Source organism: Ferrovibrio sp. (assembly GCF_036381655.1).
In the GTDB taxonomy this organism is placed as follows: Bacteria; Pseudomonadota; Alphaproteobacteria; order Ferrovibrionales; family Ferrovibrionaceae; genus Ferrovibrio.
Window position 1 is genome coordinate 1 of the sequence record NZ_DASVCJ010000020.1, and the last position, 14,969, is coordinate 14,969.

At 68.0% G+C, this 14,969-nt stretch carries 15 protein-coding genes; 3 read left to right on the forward strand and 12 right to left on the reverse strand.

The features are described 5' to 3' along the window. Nucleotides 1–140: 140 nt before the first annotated feature. From sugE to VF194_RS03715, 5 genes are all read right to left on the reverse strand, one after another. A complete protein-coding gene (sugE, locus tag VF194_RS03695) occupies nucleotides 141–458 on the reverse strand; it encodes a quaternary ammonium compound efflux SMR transporter SugE (protein ID WP_330888150.1) in 318 nt (105 codons plus the stop codon). Nucleotides 459–531: 73 nt separating this feature from the next. Continuing rightward, nucleotides 532–1,560, reverse strand: coding sequence for a PAS domain-containing protein (locus VF194_RS03700; protein WP_330888152.1), 1,029 nt, complete (start codon nucleotides 1,558–1,560; stop codon nucleotides 532–534). Between the two features lie 22 nt (nucleotides 1,561–1,582). Beyond that, a complete protein-coding gene (locus tag VF194_RS03705) occupies nucleotides 1,583–4,036 on the reverse strand; it encodes a methyl-accepting chemotaxis protein (RefSeq protein ID WP_330888154.1) in 2,454 nt (817 codons plus the stop codon). A 352-nt stretch (nucleotides 4,037–4,388) separates the two neighbouring features. Continuing rightward, a complete protein-coding gene (locus VF194_RS03710) occupies nucleotides 4,389–4,955 on the reverse strand; it encodes a carboxymuconolactone decarboxylase family protein (protein ID WP_330888156.1) in 567 nt (188 codons plus the stop codon). Between the two features lie 83 nt (nucleotides 4,956–5,038). Then, a complete protein-coding gene (locus VF194_RS03715; RefSeq protein WP_330888158.1) occupies nucleotides 5,039–5,578 on the reverse strand; it encodes a peroxiredoxin in 540 nt (179 codons plus the stop codon). A gap of 144 nt (nucleotides 5,579–5,722) precedes the next feature. Here VF194_RS03715 and VF194_RS03720 point away from each other — a divergent pair, with 144 nt between their 5' ends. The 3 genes from VF194_RS03720 to VF194_RS03730 all read left to right on the forward strand — a co-directional run bounded on the left by VF194_RS03720 (nucleotide 5,723) and on the right by VF194_RS03730 (nucleotide 9,308). After that, the gene (locus tag VF194_RS03720) at nucleotides 5,723–6,691 is read left to right on the forward strand and encodes a hydrogen peroxide-inducible genes activator (protein ID WP_330888159.1); all 969 of its coding nucleotides are present in this window, start codon (nucleotides 5,723–5,725) and stop codon (nucleotides 6,689–6,691) included. Then, nucleotides 6,688–7,212 carry a GNAT family N-acetyltransferase gene (locus VF194_RS03725; protein WP_330888161.1) on the forward strand — a complete coding sequence of 175 codons (525 nt, stop codon included), beginning with the start codon at nucleotides 6,688–6,690 and terminating at the stop codon, nucleotides 7,210–7,212. The genes VF194_RS03720 and VF194_RS03725 overlap by 4 nt, the downstream gene beginning before the upstream one ends. A 62-nt stretch (nucleotides 7,213–7,274) precedes the next feature. Then, a complete protein-coding gene (locus VF194_RS03730) occupies nucleotides 7,275–9,308 on the forward strand; it encodes an ATP-binding protein (protein WP_330888163.1) in 2,034 nt (677 codons plus the stop codon). Between the two features lie 50 nt (nucleotides 9,309–9,358). Here the strand turns inward: VF194_RS03730 and VF194_RS03735 are convergent, their stop codons facing one another. From VF194_RS03735 to VF194_RS03765, 7 genes are all read right to left on the reverse strand, one after another. Further along, complete coding sequence (locus tag VF194_RS03735) at nucleotides 9,359–10,195, reverse strand: VacJ family lipoprotein (protein ID WP_330888165.1); 837 nt, start codon at nucleotides 10,193–10,195, stop codon at nucleotides 9,359–9,361. A 150-nt stretch (nucleotides 10,196–10,345) separates the two neighbouring features. After that, complete coding sequence (locus tag VF194_RS03740; protein ID WP_330888166.1) at nucleotides 10,346–10,543, reverse strand: DNA gyrase inhibitor YacG; 198 nt, start codon at nucleotides 10,541–10,543, stop codon at nucleotides 10,346–10,348. A 17-nt stretch (nucleotides 10,544–10,560) separates the two neighbouring features. Next, a complete protein-coding gene (locus VF194_RS03745) occupies nucleotides 10,561–12,129 on the reverse strand; it encodes a ribonuclease E/G (protein WP_330888168.1) in 1,569 nt (522 codons plus the stop codon). A gap of 7 nt (nucleotides 12,130–12,136) precedes the next feature. Further along, nucleotides 12,137–12,727, reverse strand: coding sequence for a nucleoside triphosphate pyrophosphatase (locus VF194_RS03750; protein WP_330888170.1), 591 nt, complete (start codon nucleotides 12,725–12,727; stop codon nucleotides 12,137–12,139). Between the two features lie 25 nt (nucleotides 12,728–12,752). After that, nucleotides 12,753–12,971 (reverse strand): translation initiation factor IF-1, encoded by a 219-nt coding sequence (gene infA / locus VF194_RS03755; RefSeq protein WP_330888172.1) that lies wholly within the window; start codon nucleotides 12,969–12,971, stop codon nucleotides 12,753–12,755. A 188-nt stretch (nucleotides 12,972–13,159) separates the two neighbouring features. Then, entirely contained in the window at nucleotides 13,160–13,381 is a 222-nt protein-coding gene (locus VF194_RS03760; RefSeq protein WP_330888174.1) for a hypothetical protein, read from the reverse strand. A 329-nt stretch (nucleotides 13,382–13,710) separates the two neighbouring features. Further along, the gene (locus VF194_RS03765) at nucleotides 13,711–14,940 is read right to left on the reverse strand and encodes a HAMP domain-containing sensor histidine kinase (RefSeq protein ID WP_330888176.1); all 1,230 of its coding nucleotides are present in this window, start codon (nucleotides 14,938–14,940) and stop codon (nucleotides 13,711–13,713) included. Nucleotides 14,941–14,969: the final 29 nt, after the last annotated feature.

A 14,969-nucleotide genomic window follows, 5' to 3' on the forward strand; every position in this document is an offset into this window, starting at 1 on the left:
CGAAAGGCAGCTGAACGCAGTGTCGAGGCAACATGGCAACGTATCGGAAGCCTGCTGGACCGCTTCCCGCCACAGGAATGCGCAAACTATCTCAGGAACGCTGGCTATGCTTCGATCTAACGGGATTCCGGTCTAGGCGCCTACGCCGTTACCAGCTTCAGCCCGACGATGCCGGCGACGATGAGCCCGATGCAGGCAAGGCGCAGCAGGCTGGCCGATTCGCCGAACAGCACGATGCCGAGCATGACGGTGCCGATGGTGCCGATGCCGGTCCACACCGCATAGGCGGTGCCGAGCGGCAGCTGCTTCAGCGCCAGGCCGAGCAGCCACAGGCTGACGAGCATCGCCGCCGCCGTGCCCAGGCTGGGCCAGAGCCGGGTGAAGCCGGCGGTGTATTTCAGCCCGATCGCCCAGCCCACTTCCGCAAGCCCGGCGAAAACCAGGATCAGCCATGCCATGACAACCTACTCCGCTATGCTGCGGCGAGGCCGCCCCCGCCGCGTCTGTGCTTTCCATCCGAAGGCCGGGCGGTCAATCCGCCGCGGCCATGATCTGCGCCGACAGCACCATGTCGGGCGTCTCGCCGTCGCTGGCAAGCGGCAGGATGAGGCCTTCGAAGCGCGAGACCATGCCCTGCTCGCCGACGGCATCCACCTTGGCCCAGAGCGGCTGGCGGGCGGCGACCGCCTGCAGATAGGCCAGATGCGCCCGCGCGCCGAAGGCGCCGTCGGGATGCTCGTCGATGCAGCGGCCGGTGAGATCGAAGCCGCGCAGCCGGGCGATGGCGCTGCCGAACAGGCGGTAGCGGAAGCGCGGCCCCGCCTCGGCGCCCTCCGGCGCCAGGATGTCGAACAGGAAGAGATGGCCGAGCAGATACGAGAGCGTCTCGGGCGCGAAGGAGGCGCGCGGCGGCAGCGGCCGGCCCTGGCGCCAGGAATCCCAATCCCGCAGCAGCCGCAGCAAGCGCAAATCGGCGATGCGCTCCGCCAGCGCGGCCGGCGCATCGCAGGCGACCTCGACCCCGGCCGGCATCCGGCTGATGCCGTCCGCCGGGCCGAGCATCTGGTTGAACATGCCATGCATGATCATGTCGATGCGGCTGCCGTCGCCGGCGAGCGGCAGGGTGAGCGCTTCCGATGCCAGCGCGCTGCCGTCGCGCAGCCGGTAGCGGCCGCGGGTGAGCAGGGGCTGGCGCATCGCCATGACGCGGCGCAGGCCGTGCAGCGCCAGGCGGCGCATCACCGGATCGGGAATCTCGTCGAGCCGCTTGCCGGTCATGTCGCCGCCGCGCGCGAAGGCGAAATTGCTGCCGTAGAGCCGATAGGTCGCGGTCAGCGGCTCCGGCGAGACGTCCCAAAGGATGAGGTTGCCGAGGATGTAGCGCAGCCGCTCGGGCGAAAAATCGCCGCGCGCCGGCAGCCGGCGGCCGCCGTCGCTTTGCGCCGCCCAATCCGCCAGCAGGCGGGCGAGCATGGCATGGCGGATGCGCGGCGCGACCAGGTCCGGCGTCGCGCAGATGAATTCCTCCATATCGGCCAGTTCGGCCGGAAACGGCTCCATCGGCCCCCTTCGGCTCGTCGGCTCAGAATTCCTGCCAGTCGTCATCGTTGTTGCGCGGCGGCATGGCAGCCGGCTTGGCGGCAGCCGGTTTGGCAGGGACTGGCTTTGCAGCAGCCGGCTTGGCGGCGATGGGCGTCGCGGCCGTCGCCTTCATGGCGGCCGGCCTGGTCGCCGCCATGGCCTCGCCGGCGGCCAGCTTGAAGAAGCCGACCAGGTTGGCCAGTTCGGCCGCCTGGCCCGACAGCGACTGCGCCGAAGCCGAGGTTTCCTCCACCAGCGCGCCGTTGCGCTGGGTCATCTCGTCCATGCTGGCGACGGCGGTGTTGACCTGCTCCAGGCCGGTGGCCTGTTCGCGGCTGGCGGCGGCGATCTCGCCGACGATATCGGCGACTTTCTTCACCGCGCTGACGATCTCGGTCAGCGATTCGCCGGCCTGGTTGACCAGCGCGGCGCCGGACTTGACCTGCGCATTCGAAGTGGCGATCAGCGCCTTGATGTCCTTCGAGGCATTGGCCGAACGCTGCGCCAGCGCGCGCACCTCCTGCGCCACCACGGCGAAGCCCTTGCCGGCCTCGCCGGCGCGCGCGGCCTCCACGCTGGCATTCAGCGCCAGCAAATTGGTCTGGAAGGCGATCTCGTCGATCAGCGAGACGATCTCGACGATCTTCTGCGCGCTGTCCTCGATGCCGTTCATGGCGCGCACCGCCTCGCCGACGATGCCGCCGCCCTTTTCCGCCGTGCCGCGCGCCGCCGCCGCGAGCTGGTTGGCGGCCTGGGCGTTGTCGGCATTCTGCTTCACCGTCGCGGTGATCTCGTGCATCGAGGCGGCGGTCTCCTCAATGGAAGCCGCCTGGCTTTCGGTGCGCTGCGCCAGATCCTGGCTGCCGGTCGAGATTTCCGCCGAGGCCTCGCGCACCGCCGCGGCGCTGCCGCCGAGACGGCCGGCGAAGTCGCGCAGCCGGGCGACGGTGTCGCGCGCCGCCGCAGCGAGCGTGCCGAAGGCGCCGCGATATTCGCCGGCGGCGGAACGGGCGAGATCGCCCTCGGCCAGGGCGCGCAGCACGCGGCCCAGATCGTCCAGCACGTTCTGCAGGGTATCGGCCAGGCCGTTCATCTGCTGCGACAGTTCGCGGAAGACGCCGTCCTTGCCGGCCAGATCGATCCGGCGGGAGAAATCGCCCTCGCCGACCGCGGCGCAGAATTGCGCGATCTCGCGGCTGATCGCCGCCTCGCGCTCGCGCTGCGCCGCCATGCGGGCCTGCTCGGTTTCGGCGCGGCCGCGCTCTTCCGCTTCCAGCTTGGCCTTCTCCTCGGCATTGCGCTGAAAGACGACCAGCGACTTGGCCATGGCGCCGATCTCGTCGCTGCGTTCGGCATAGCCGATTTCGGCCTGCTCGCCGCGGGCGATGCGGCCCATCGTGTCGGTCATCACCCCGAGCGGACGCATGGCGCGCAGGATGAAGAAGACCGCGCCGCCGGCCAGCAGGATCAGGGCGATGAGGGAGATCGAGGCGACGGTGGCGAGCTGGCGCGTGCGTTCGCCGATCAGGCGGTCGGCCATGCTCAGGCTGTCCTCGATCGCCGCGTCGCGCATATAGCCGGCGGTATAGAGCAGCGGATTCTGCTGTTTGCGGAAATCGGCCATGCTGAAGGGCATCGCCTCGCCCTTGTCGGCGGCGGCATGGACCGCGGCATAGAGTTTCGGCAGGCCGACATAGAAGGCCGTCTTGGTGGCCTCGGCCTTCTCCTTCAGCGCCGGCGAGGGATCGATCATGCCAAGCGTCATCACGATGCGGCCCCAGATCGCATCGACCCGGCCGGTATATTCGGCCAGCTTCTGCTTGGTCGCCGCCGACATCGGGCCGCCCGCGGCCACGACGTTGACCGTGGTGGTGCCGCGGATGCTTGCTTCGGCGCGCATGTCGGCGGCAAGCCGCGCGATCACCATCGGCATCGCCACGTCGTTGCTGGCATGGCTGATCGCCGCATCGGTGCGGTTCAGCAGCGGCGTCAGCAGATTCACCAGATTGGCCAGAGCCGGCACATAGCCGTTCATCACCTCCGCCGGCCGCTCGCCGATCGGCTTGCTGACCGCGGCCTCGACCTTCTTGCGCCAGTCGGCCAGGGTATCGCGGATCTGCTCGATGATGCGCAGATCGCCGGCCGGCAGGCCGGCCAGGCGCGCATTGGCGATGGCGGCGGCAAGCGTCGCGTCGCTGGTCTGGCGCGGCTTGGCCAGGAAATCGCCATTCGGGTCGGTCGTCTTCTCTTCGCGCAGGGCGGCATTGTATGCGCCGCGCTCGATGCCGATCAGTTCGAGGAAGCGCAGCAATTCGCCCTGCGTGGCGGCGAGCTGGCGCGCCTGCACGGTGTCTTCGCGCGCCATATAGGCTTCGCGTACCAGCATCCCGGCCAGGCCGAGAACGATTGCGCCGATAATACCGACGAAAAGCAGAAAACTGCTGCGGATACGCATAATACCACCCGATCATCCGTAGTAAGATGAGCGCGGTGGTAGCACAGAGTGATCGCGACGTCCCCGATTTTTCCGGTAAGGTCTTGAAAATCGCCATTCCTGGGCCGGCAGCCGGCGCGGCGTGGCCGCCAAGCGGCACGCGCTGGTTGCAGCGCAGGAAAAAGGGTGCCGCCTGGGAGGCGGCACCCTCGGGGCTATCCGGGCGGAGGGGCGGAAGGCCCGGATAGAACGGCATTCTCCGGGGAGACAGTTGCCGAAAGACGGTTGCCGAAAGACGGTTGCCGAAAGACAGCTTCTGACGCGCCCCGCGTTTGTCTAAAGCCCGGTTTTTAGAGCGCCGGGCCGGCGCGCATCATTCCGCCGCCTGGGCAAGGCCGCCGCCCTGCATGGCCGCTTCGCCATCCAGCACGGCGGCGACCGCATGCACCACGGCGGCGATGCGCACCGCCTGCTGGATCTGCTCTTCGCTGAGGCCCGCCTGGCGCAGCTGCGCCTCGTGGCTTTCGACGCACATGCCGCAGCCATTGACGGCGGAGACTGCGAGCGACCACAGCTCGAAATCGACCTTGTCGACGCCGGGCTTGCCGATCACGTTCATGCGCAGCCTGGCCGGCATCGCCTTGTAGTTGGCGTTCGGCTCATGCGCCATCATATGCACGAAGCGGTAATAGATGTTGTTCATGCCCATGATCGCCGCCGCCGCCTTGGCGGCGGTCAGCGCTTCGGGCGCGAGTTTCGGGCCGAATTCGGCCAGCAGATCCTGGATCACCACCGGCTGGCGCGCCGCCAGGGCCGTGGCGATGAAGGTGCCGGCGCGCTGCTGCTCGCTCAGGCCGGGCTCGGCGGCGAGCGAGCCCAGGTTCAGCTTGAGGTCGCGGGCGTAGTCCGGCAGACGGTTCTTCAGGCTTTCGAGGCTCATGGGAATCTCCTGTTCTTCTGGTCCGCTGTTGCGCGGCATCCGCCGCCGCAATCGCGCGGCGGCGGGCCGCTCTGCGCCGCGGATTAGGCGGCCTTGAGGACGTCCTCGCCCTTCTGCCAGTTGCAGGGGCAGAGTTCGTCGGTCTGCAGGGCGTCGAGCACGCGCAGCACTTCCTGCGGATTGCGGCCGACATTCAGGTCGTTGACCGAGACGAAGCGGATGATGCCCTCCGGGTCGACGATGAAGGTGGCGCGCAACGCGACGCCCTCGTTCTTGTCGAGCACGCCGAGCTGCTGGCTCAGCTCGCGCTTGATGTCGGCGAGCATCGGGAACGGCAGCTCCTTCAGGTCGGCATGGTTGTTGCGCCAGGCCAGATGGACATATTCGCTGTCGATCGACACGCCGTAGATCACGGCATCGCGGTCGTTGAACTCGCCGTTCAGCTTGCCGAAGGCGGCGATCTCGGTCGGGCAGACGAAGGTGAAGTCCTTCGGCCAGAAGAAGACGACCTTCCACTTGCCCTTGTCGCTGTCGTTGCCGATATCGGCAAAGGCCTGCTTCGGGTCGGTGGAAACGGTGGCTTTCAGGTTGAAAGCGGGAAACTTGTCACCAACGGTCAACATAGGGATACGCTCCTCTCTTGGTTCTCGGGTCTGGGGCATACGGGCCTGTTTGCGCCCGCTGAGCCGTAGATAGGCCCTTTGCTTTGATCGTTCCAACGCATTATTCCGTTGAAACTGATCGGCTTTACCGATTATAATCCGGGCATGATCAACACCCCCACCCTGCGGCAATGGCGCTATCTGGTCGCCCTGGCGGAAATCCGCCATTTCGGTAAAGCGGCGGATGCCTGCTTTGTCACCCAGTCGACGCTGTCGGCCGGCATCCAGGAGTTGGAAACACAGCTCGGCGCCGCTTTGGTCGACCGCACCAAGAGAAAAGTCGTGCTCACCCCCCTGGGCGAGGACCTGGCCGGCCGGGCGCGCGAATTGCTGCGCGAGGCGGAGGAGATGGTGCTGCTGGCGCGCGCCGCGGCGGCGCCGCTGACCGGCCCGCTGCGGCTCGGCGTGATTCCGACGATCTCGCCCTTCCTGCTGCCGCGCGTGCTGCCGGCCCTGCGCAAGCGGTTCCCCGAGCTGAAGCTGTATCTGCGCGAGGACCTGACCTATCGCCTCATCGATCAGCTGCAGGCCGGCAAGCTCGACCTGCTGCTGCTGGCCTTGCCGTTCGAAGGCGGCGCGCTGGATACCCTGCCGCTGTTCGACGACGAATTCCTGCTGGCCTGCCGCGCCGACCATCCGCTCGCGCGCCGCAATGCCATCAAGCTGGAGGATCTGGCCGAAGCGCCCCTGCTGCTGCTCGAGGACGGCCATTGCCTGCGCGATCACGCGCTGGCCGCCTGCCGCCTGCCGCCCTCGCCGCGGCGCGACGGCTTTGCCGCCACCTCGCTGCCGACGCTGGTGCAGATGGTCGATAGCGGACTGGGCGTGACGCTGCTGCCGCAACTGGCGCTGGATGCCGGCATCCTGCGCGGCACCGACGTGGTCACGCGCCCCCTGGGCAGCGCGCGGAAAGCCGATGCGGCGCGCCAGATCGGGCTGGCCTGGCGGCGCGGCACCCAGCGCGCCAAGGAATTCACCCTGTTCGGCGAGGCCCTGGTGGCGGCGGCGAAGGCGACGGCGGATCACGCGCCGCAGACAGAGGCGCGCAGTGCAGAGACAAAGAGCAGACCATGACGAAAACCCTGATCCGCCCCGCCACGCCGGCCGATGCCGGAACCATCGTCGATCTGGTGAAGGCGCTGGCGATCTACGAAAACGAGCCGCTCTCCTCGGTGAAGATCACGCCCCAGGACGTGCTGCGCGACGGTTTCGGCGAGCAGCGGCGCTTCGAGGCGCTGATCGCCGAACTGGATGGCGCGCCGGTCGGCTTTGCCCTGTTCTTCCACAACTACTCGACCTGGGAGGGCCGCGCCGGATTGTTCGTCGAGGACCTCTTCGTGCTGGAACGCGCGCGCGGCCATGGCCTGGGCAGGCAGCTGATCACCGCCCTGGCGGCGATCGCCGACGCGCGCGGCTGCAAGCGCCTCGATCTGAACGTGCTGGACTGGAATCCGACGCGGGAATTCTACCATCGCCTCGGCATCCGCCATCTCGAATCCTGGCTGCCCTACCGCATGGTTCAGCCGGCGCTCGCCGAACTGGGCGCGCAGGCCGATCCGGCCTGGTTCCCGGCGCGGCCATCTAGAAAAATCTAGTAGGAAGCCGCCACCCTGTGCGAGACTCGCCCCGGGGGAATTTCCCCGGGAGATAGAACGGCATGACGGCACCGGTTCCGAAAAGCCGGATGGGCGGTATCTCGCGCGGCTTCCTCGCAGGGATCATCGCGGTCGTCCTGCTGCTCGTCTTTACCGGCGCCATGGCCTTGCTGCTGCTGCGCGACCTGCGCGATGCCGAACGCAGCCGCGAGGCGCAGCGGGCCGGCGCCGTGGCCGCCAGCCTGGCGCAACTGGTCGAGCGCCAGATGCAGATGGCCGACCTTTTGCTGCAATTCGCCAATATCGAGATCGGGCGCGGCCTGCCGCGCGGCATATTGCCGAGCGATGCGCTGAATAACCTGCTGACCGAACGGGTCGAGCTGCTGCCCAATATCGAGGCCGTGCATGTCTTCGACCGGCGCGGCGATCTGTGGTTCGTCGCCGGATCGGCGCCGATGCCGCTGAACATCGTCGCCACCGATCTGTTCCGGCGGCACCGCGAGGGCGCCAGGCGGCTGCTGACGGCCGACAGCGCCCCGATCGCGCCGCGGCTCTGGCTCAGTCGCCGCATCGACACTGCCGAAGGCCAGTTCGACGGCGTGCTGATCGCCTCGCTCTCGCTGCAGATCAGCGACCTGCTCGAGCGCGAAACCTTCGGCACGCCGGTGGATGCGCTGGCGCTGGTCTACGAGGACGGCCGGCCGATCGCGGCCCGGCGGACCGACCGCCTCGCCGAATTGCTGCCCCATCGCAAATTGCAGACCGGACCGTCCGGTGCGGCGACGATGGCAGACGGCGCACAGATCTACTGGGCGCGCGTGCACGATTTTCCGCTTTACATACTGCTGAAGCTGCCGCCGCATGCCGGCGAAAGCGGCTGGCGCCGGATCACGTCGGGCTATTTCCTGCTGCTCGGCATGGTCGGGCTCGGCACCGTCGCCGCGCTGGGGACGATCTGGCGGCAATTGCGCCGGCGCGCCGCCTCGGAGGCGATCCTGCGCGGCCTGATGGACAATCCGCCGATCGTCATCGCGCTGCTCGATCCGGCCGGCCGCTACCTGATGGCCAACCGCTATTATTGCGAGGTGCTCGGCGTCGCCGAAAAGGACCTGATCGGCCGCACCGCGCAGGAAGTCATGCCGCCCGATGTCGCCGCCCGCTTCGAAAAGCAGCTGGCCGAGACGGTCGCCGCCGGCCATGCGCTGCTGTTCGACGCCGAGGAGCGCCGGCGCGAGGGCAAGCGGCGCTATTACATGCTGATGCGGTTTCCGATCTACGACGACCGCGGCGACCTGCTGGCGACCGGAGCGATCGCCATCGACATCACCGAGCGCAAGCAGCTCGAAGCGGCGCTGCGCGAACAGCGCCAGCTGGCCGAGACCGCCAATCGCGCGAAAAGCGAGTTCCTCGCCCATATGAGCCATGAACTGCGCACGCCGCTCAATGCGGTAATCGGCTTCGCCGACATGATCGCCAGCCGGATGCTCGGCGCGCAGTCGCCGAAATATTTCGAATATGCCGAGGATATCAGCCGCAGCGCGCATCACCTGCTGGGCGTGATCAACGACATCCTCGACGTATCGAAGATCGAAAGCGGCCGCTTCGAGCTGGACCGCGCGCCGCATGATCTGCGCGGCCTGGTCGAGGACGGCCTGCGCCTGGTGCAGGGCCGCGCCCGCGAAGGCGGCGTGAAGCTGGCCAACCGGCTGGCGCGCGATCTGCCGCAGGTGCATGTCGATGCCCGCGCGATCAAGCAGATCCTGATCAACCTGCTCAGCAATGCCGTCAAGTTCACGCCCAGCGGCGGCATCGTCACCGTCGACGGCAGCGTCGCCGCCGATGGCAGCGTGCGGCTCGTGGTGCGCGATACCGGCGCCGGCATCGCGCCCGAGCATCTGCCGCGCCTGTTCGAGCCCTTCTGGCAGGCCAATGCCGGCATCCGGCGCAGCGAGGGCAGCGGCCTGGGCCTGAGCATCTGCCGCAAGCTGGCCGAGCTGCATGACGGCAGCATCAGCGTCGCCTCCGAACCGGGCAGCGGCACGCAGGTCACCGTGCTTTTCCCGCCGGGAACGGCGGTGCCGGAGGCGGTGCAGTAGATTGCGGTGGACGGACCGGCTTTTTCCGGCCGGCTTTTTCCTGGCCGGGCTTACCGCGAGGGCTTGGTCTCCGCCGGCTGGGTCTCGATGGCGCCGTCGGCATCGGCCGACTGGCTGACCGTCGGCGAGACCGAGGGGCTGGCGGAGCGGCGGTTGCTGATCTCGTCGGCGCGGCGCTGGCGATAGACGCTGCGCAGCGTGACATAATAGTCGAGCGAGGTGCGCTCGAGATTGTCCAGCGTATCGAGCAGGCCGGCGCGGGTATCGACGCCCGCCAGGCCCATGCGGGCATAGATCCACCCGTCGCGATGCGTGTTGTGCAGATACCAGTTCAGCGGATCGGCGACCGAATCGACGGCCAGGCCGGCGAGGTCGCGCGGATTGGACGGACCGATCACCGGGATGAACAGATAAGGGCCCTCGCCGACGCCCCAGACGGCGAGCGTCTGGCCGAAATCCTCGGTATGCGGCGCGATGTCGAACCATTTGTCGGCGGCGTCATAGAGGCCGAGCACGCCGACCGTGGAATTGATCGCGAACCGCTGGACGGTGTCGCCGGCGCGGCCGGTTTCGCCCTGCAGCAGATCGTTGGCCAGGATGATCGGGGCGCGCAGGTTGAGCAGCGCGTTATGCACGCCGGTCTGCAGCGGCTGCGGCACGAAGATCGTGTAGCCGAAGGCAACCGGCTTGAGCAGGAAATTGTCGATCACCTGATGCAGCTGGAACAGCGCACGGTTGACCGGCTCGAGCGGATCGTTGACGGCTTCGAAATCGGCGCGGGCCTGGGGATCTTCCGGCGCCGTCGCGCAGCCGGCCAGCAGACCGGTGGAAAGCAGCACGGCAAGGGTGAGGCTCTTCCACTGGGGCCGGCACAAGGCGACGATCATGGTTCTATGACCTCATTATTTTCTTAGCCTTAGGTTATCCGGTATCCGCCCAGAACTGGCAAGAGCGATCCCGGTGACCAAGCGGCAACCATCACAGACCAGCTAAGTTTTGTCTGAAAGTGGTGCAATTCTGCAACAAAATCCGGAAGGTTAATGGAGGTTGTCGGAGGGCTGGGCAGCCTCCTCAGATTCGTCGGGGTCGTCTTCCTCAACCGCCGGTATGGCGTAGCCGCCCTTCAGCCAGCGATTGAGGTCGACCTGGGCGCAGCGGTGCGAGCAGAACGGGGCGTAGCGGGCGGCCTCCTCGGCCGGGATCTTGCCGCAGATCGGACAGGGCTTGGCGGTCATGGCAATGCTCTTGAACGTCAGCGTCCCTGCCGGGTCACCTGGAAGGATTCGCGGCGCCGGCCGGCTTCCGGTTTGACATGAACCATGGCGCCGATCTGCCGTTCCAGCCGGTTGCGCAGATCGGCATCGAGCAGCGCCGCCACGTCGGGCGCGCAGGCGATCTCGAGCCGTGCGCCGGGCGGGCTCGACGCGGCCTCGCGCCAGGCGCGGCGCAGCAATTCCGCCAGCACCGCCGGCAGCGAGGGCAGCCGGCCGTCGCCGTCGCAGGTCGGGCAGGAATCGAACAGGCGCGCCGACAGCGGCTCGCCGACGCGCTTGCGCGTCATCTCGACCAGGCCCAGCGCCGACATGCCGAGCACCTTGACCGGCGCCGGGTCCCGGGCCAGCGCCTGGCGCAGCGCGTTGACCGTCTGCGCGCGGTAGGCGGCGCTTTCCATATGAAGGAAGTCGATGACGATGATGCCGCCGATGCCGCGCAGGCGCAGCTGGCGCGCGATCTCGGCCGCCGCCTCCAGATTGATCTTCAGCGCCAGTTCCTCGAAGGCGGCGCCGCGCGCCGAGGCCTTGCCGGAATCGACGTCGATGGCGGTCAGCGCCTCGGTCTCGCCGAAGATGATGGCGCCGCCGGATTTCAGCGCCACGCGCCGGCTCAGCGCATCGGCGATGTCCTGCTCGATGTCGAACAGGTCGAACAGCCCGGCCGGATCGTCGAAACGCTCCAGCCGGCCGACATGGTCCGGCGCATGCTCGAACAGCCAGGCGCGCGCCTCGGCGAAGCCCTGCGCGGCATTCACGCGGATGCGGTCGAGCTTGGCGCCGACATGATCGCGCAGCGCCCGGCCGACCGGGCCCATCTCGCGCCACAGCTCGGCCGGCGCGCCGCAGGTCTTGCTCGCCTTGCTGCGGCGTTCCTCGATGGCGATCCAGCGCGCGCGCAGGCGTTCGAGGTCGGCGGCCAGTTCGGTCTTGTCGGCGCCCTCGGCATTGGCGTTGACGATGCAGCCCATGCTCTTGCGCCGGTCCTCGCCGCTGCGGCGGTCCGCGCCGTCGTAACGCGCCGGCCGCGCCGAGCGGCGGTCGCCGGCCCGGCGCTGCAGCCGCGCCGTCACCTTTAGCGGCGTCTGGTCGGCCAGGGCCAGCAGGCTTTGCATCACGGCGGCCAGCCGCATGCGTTCGGCATCCTGGCTGATCCGCTTGGTCACCCGCACGGCCGGATCGAAGGGGGTAAGCGACAGGAAACGGCCGGGCAGCGCGATCTGGCAGGTCAGCTTGACGCCCTTCTCGCCCACCGGATCGCGGATCACCTGCACCAGCACGGTTTCGCCTTCATGCAGCCGCTGCTCGATCGGCAGGTCCCGCACCGGCACCAGGTCGTCGCGCCCGAGAAAGCCGTCGCGGCTCAGGCCGATATCGACATAGGCCGCCTGCAGGCCCTTCTCGATGCGGCGCACGCGGCCGAGGAAAATCGCGCCCAGGGCGGAATCGCGCTCGGGGCGTTCGAGATCGAGATGCACGAGGCGGTCGTCCTCGACCAGGGCGACGCGCGTCTCGGTCAGTCCGACATCGATCAGAAGCTCGTTGGCCATCGAATCACTATAGCCAAGATTGCGGCCAAAGCGGATAGCCAAAGCCGTCCAGCAGCTGCGCGGTCTCGGCCAGCGGCAGGCCGACCACATTGGAATAGGAGCCGCCGAGCCAGAGGACGAACTGTTCGGCGCGGCCCTGGATGGCATAGCCGCCGGCCTTGCCCAGGCCCTCGCCGCAGGCGAGATAGGCCTCGATTTCGGCCGGCGCGAGGCGTTTGAAGCGCACGACGGTTTCGACCAGCCGGCGCGCCGTGCGGCCATCGGGATGGCGCAGGCAAAGCCCGGTCAGCACGCGATGGCGGCGGCCGGACAGAAGCTGCAGGCAGCGGCGGATATCGGCATCGCTGTCGGCTTTCGGCAGGATGCGGCGCCCGACGGCGACGACGGTATCGGCGGCAAGCACCAGCGCATCGGGCCGCTGCGGCGCGACGGCGGCGGCCTTCGAGGCGGCCAGCCGCGCGGCCAGCGCGCGCGGCGCTTCGCCCGGATGCGGGGTTTCGTCGAGGTCGGCGGCGAGAATGGCGTCCGGCGTGATGCCGATCTGGCGCAGCAGATCGCGCCGGCGCGGCGAGGCGGAGGCCAGCACGAGAGGCAGCATGGCCAGGTCCGCCCGCGGCAGGGACTTACTTGAAACGGAAGGTGATGCGGCCCTTGGTCAGGTCATAGGGGGTCATTTCCACCATGACCCGGTCGCCCGCCAGAACACGGATGCGGTTCTTGCGCATCTTGCCCGAGGTATGAGCCAGCACCTCGTGACCGTTGTCCAACTTGACCCGGAACATCGCGTTGGGCAGCAATTCATCCACAACGCCGGGAAATTCCAGCAATTCTTCCTTCGCCATTCCGCCTCTGTAAAGCAATGCCGCGCCGGGGATCGGCGCGGCGTTGGAACATGCGCGCGCAATTGTGGAAAATCAAGCCGGGAGGGCGGACTTGTGCGGTCCAACTAGAACGCACAAGGAACGGAGGCGGATACTACTCCACCTCGATGCGGATCGCCGACCACACCCATTTGGCAGCGTCCGCGCCTTCAGCTCGGGATAGCGCTTGCGCGGATAGACCACCCAGGCCGGGCCGCGGCCGCCGAGCCGAGCCAGCGGCCATCGGCCTTGAATGCCAGCAGGATCGGGTATTTGTCGATCTCGGCCATCGGGATCTCGGCGCCATAGCCGTCGAGGGCGAACACTTTCACGGCGCGGCCGCCATGCCGGGCATCCGGCGCGCCGGCCGCCTTGAGCACGTCGCGCAGCAAGGGGCCCCCGAAACGAACGGCCCTCGGCCAGGTGTCGTAATGCGCCGCCAGCTTATCATGCCGAGCTTCTGCAGCATGGCGAGATCCAAGCTTGCCGCCTTCCCGAAGCTGGCATTGCCCACCTTGAAGAAGGCGTCGTCGAACTCGTCCAGCGCGCCGCGATTGCTCGTGGCGACATGGCCATGCACGGTCAGCACGACGGGCCCGGTCGGCCCGGCCAGGTCGGCGGCAGCGCGGCGAGCGCGAAGGCGAGACCGGCGCCGAGAGCGAGCAGGATTGTCTTCAGGCGACGCATCGTTCCCCCCATTCCATCCGCGCCGCTTACCATATCACGCTTCCCGCAAGGGGAAGACCATGGTCGCCGTGGTGCCCTCGCCCAGCGCGCTTTCGATCAGCAGCCGGCCGCCATGCAGTCCCATCAGGCGGCGCGAGATGGTGATGCCGAGCCCGGTGCCCTGGCCGCGCTGGTTCTTCGGCCCGGCCTGATAGAAGGCCTCGCCGAGCCGGACGAGATCGCTGTCGGAAATGCCCGGCCCGTCATCGACGACGCTGATCTGGATTTCGCGCTTCTTCACCGCGCCCTGCACGACGATGCGGCCATTCTCGGGGGTGAACTTGATGGCGTTGGAGATCAGATTGAGCAGCACCTGGCGGAAGGCGCTGCGGTCGGCATCCAGCGGCGGCAGCGCGTGCAGCGAGGCGTCCATCACCAGCGACTGGTCCTTCTGGCGCGCCTGCGGCAGCAGCAGCGAGATCACCGCATCGGCCTCGTCGACGATGGTCAGGCGGTCCAGCGTCAGCGTCATCTTGCCGGCTTCGATGCGGCTGAGATCGAGGATGCTGGAGATCACCTCGAGCAGATGCTCGCCCGCCTGGCGGATCAGGCCGGCATAATCCTTGTAATGCGCATCGCCCAGCGGCCCGTAGGTCTCGCTTTCCAGCAGGCCGGCGAAGCCGATCACGGCATTGAGCGGCGTGCGCAGCTCGTGGCTCATGAAGGCGAGGAATTCGCCTTTCGAGCGCGAGGCCAGCATCGCCTCCTCGCGCGCCATCTCGGTTTCCGCCAGGGCGCGGTGCAAATCCAGCGCATCGCTGGCGAGCGCCGCCAGCGCCCGCAGCTTTTCGCGGTCGGCCGCATCGAAGCGGCGCGGCAGCGTATCGAGCACGGTCAGGGCGCCGATGCGATAGCCGTTCTCGGCGATCAGCGGCGCGCCGGCATAGAAACGCAGCCACGGCTCGCCGGCGACGCGCGGATGATCGGCGAAACGCCGGTCCTGCCGCAGATCCTCGACGACGAAAACCTCGTCGCTCAGGATCGCCCAGGCGCTGAAGGCATTCGCGCGCGGCAAATCGGACAACTGGATGCCGTATTGCGCCTTGAACCATTGCCGGTCGGCATCGATCAGCGTCACCGTCGCCGCCTGGGCGCCGAAAATCTGCGCCGTCAGCGCCACCAGGCGATCGAAACGCGGATCGTTCGGCGTATCGAGAATGGCAAAGCGTTCGAGCGCGGCGAGGCGGCCAGCCTCGTCCGGCGGCAAGGGTGCGGGGGTAGGCAACGAGGATCCCTTTCGTGCCCTCTTTGATA

Excerpts from the sequence above, each read along its gene's own strand:
- sugE (WP_330888150.1), bottom strand. The coding sequence starts at position 458 with ATGGCATGGCTGATCCTGGTTTTCGCCGGGCTTGCGGAAGTGGGCTGG.
- VF194_RS03700 (WP_330888152.1), bottom strand. The coding sequence starts at position 1,560 with ATGGAGCCGTTTCCGGCCGAACTGGCCGATATGGAGGAATTCATCTGC.
- VF194_RS03705 (WP_330888154.1), bottom strand. The coding sequence starts at position 4,036 with ATGCGTATCCGCAGCAGTTTTCTGCTTTTCGTCGGTATTATCGGCGCA.
- VF194_RS03710 (WP_330888156.1), bottom strand. The coding sequence starts at position 4,955 with ATGAGCCTCGAAAGCCTGAAGAACCGTCTGCCGGACTACGCCCGCGAC.
- VF194_RS03715 (WP_330888158.1), bottom strand. The coding sequence starts at position 5,578 with ATGTTGACCGTTGGTGACAAGTTTCCCGCTTTCAACCTGAAAGCCACC.
- VF194_RS03720 (WP_330888159.1), top strand. The coding sequence starts at position 5,723 with ATGATCAACACCCCCACCCTGCGGCAATGGCGCTATCTGGTCGCCCTG.
- VF194_RS03725 (WP_330888161.1), top strand. The coding sequence starts at position 6,688 with ATGACGAAAACCCTGATCCGCCCCGCCACGCCGGCCGATGCCGGAACC.
- VF194_RS03730 (WP_330888163.1), top strand. The coding sequence starts at position 7,275 with ATGACGGCACCGGTTCCGAAAAGCCGGATGGGCGGTATCTCGCGCGGC.
- VF194_RS03735 (WP_330888165.1), bottom strand. The coding sequence starts at position 10,195 with ATGATCGTCGCCTTGTGCCGGCCCCAGTGGAAGAGCCTCACCCTTGCC.
- VF194_RS03740 (WP_330888166.1), bottom strand. The coding sequence starts at position 10,543 with ATGACCGCCAAGCCCTGTCCGATCTGCGGCAAGATCCCGGCCGAGGAG.
- VF194_RS03745 (WP_330888168.1), bottom strand. The coding sequence starts at position 12,129 with ATGGCCAACGAGCTTCTGATCGATGTCGGACTGACCGAGACGCGCGTC.
- VF194_RS03750 (WP_330888170.1), bottom strand. The coding sequence starts at position 12,727 with ATGCTGCCTCTCGTGCTGGCCTCCGCCTCGCCGCGCCGGCGCGATCTG.
- infA (WP_330888172.1), bottom strand. The coding sequence starts at position 12,971 with ATGGCGAAGGAAGAATTGCTGGAATTTCCCGGCGTTGTGGATGAATTG.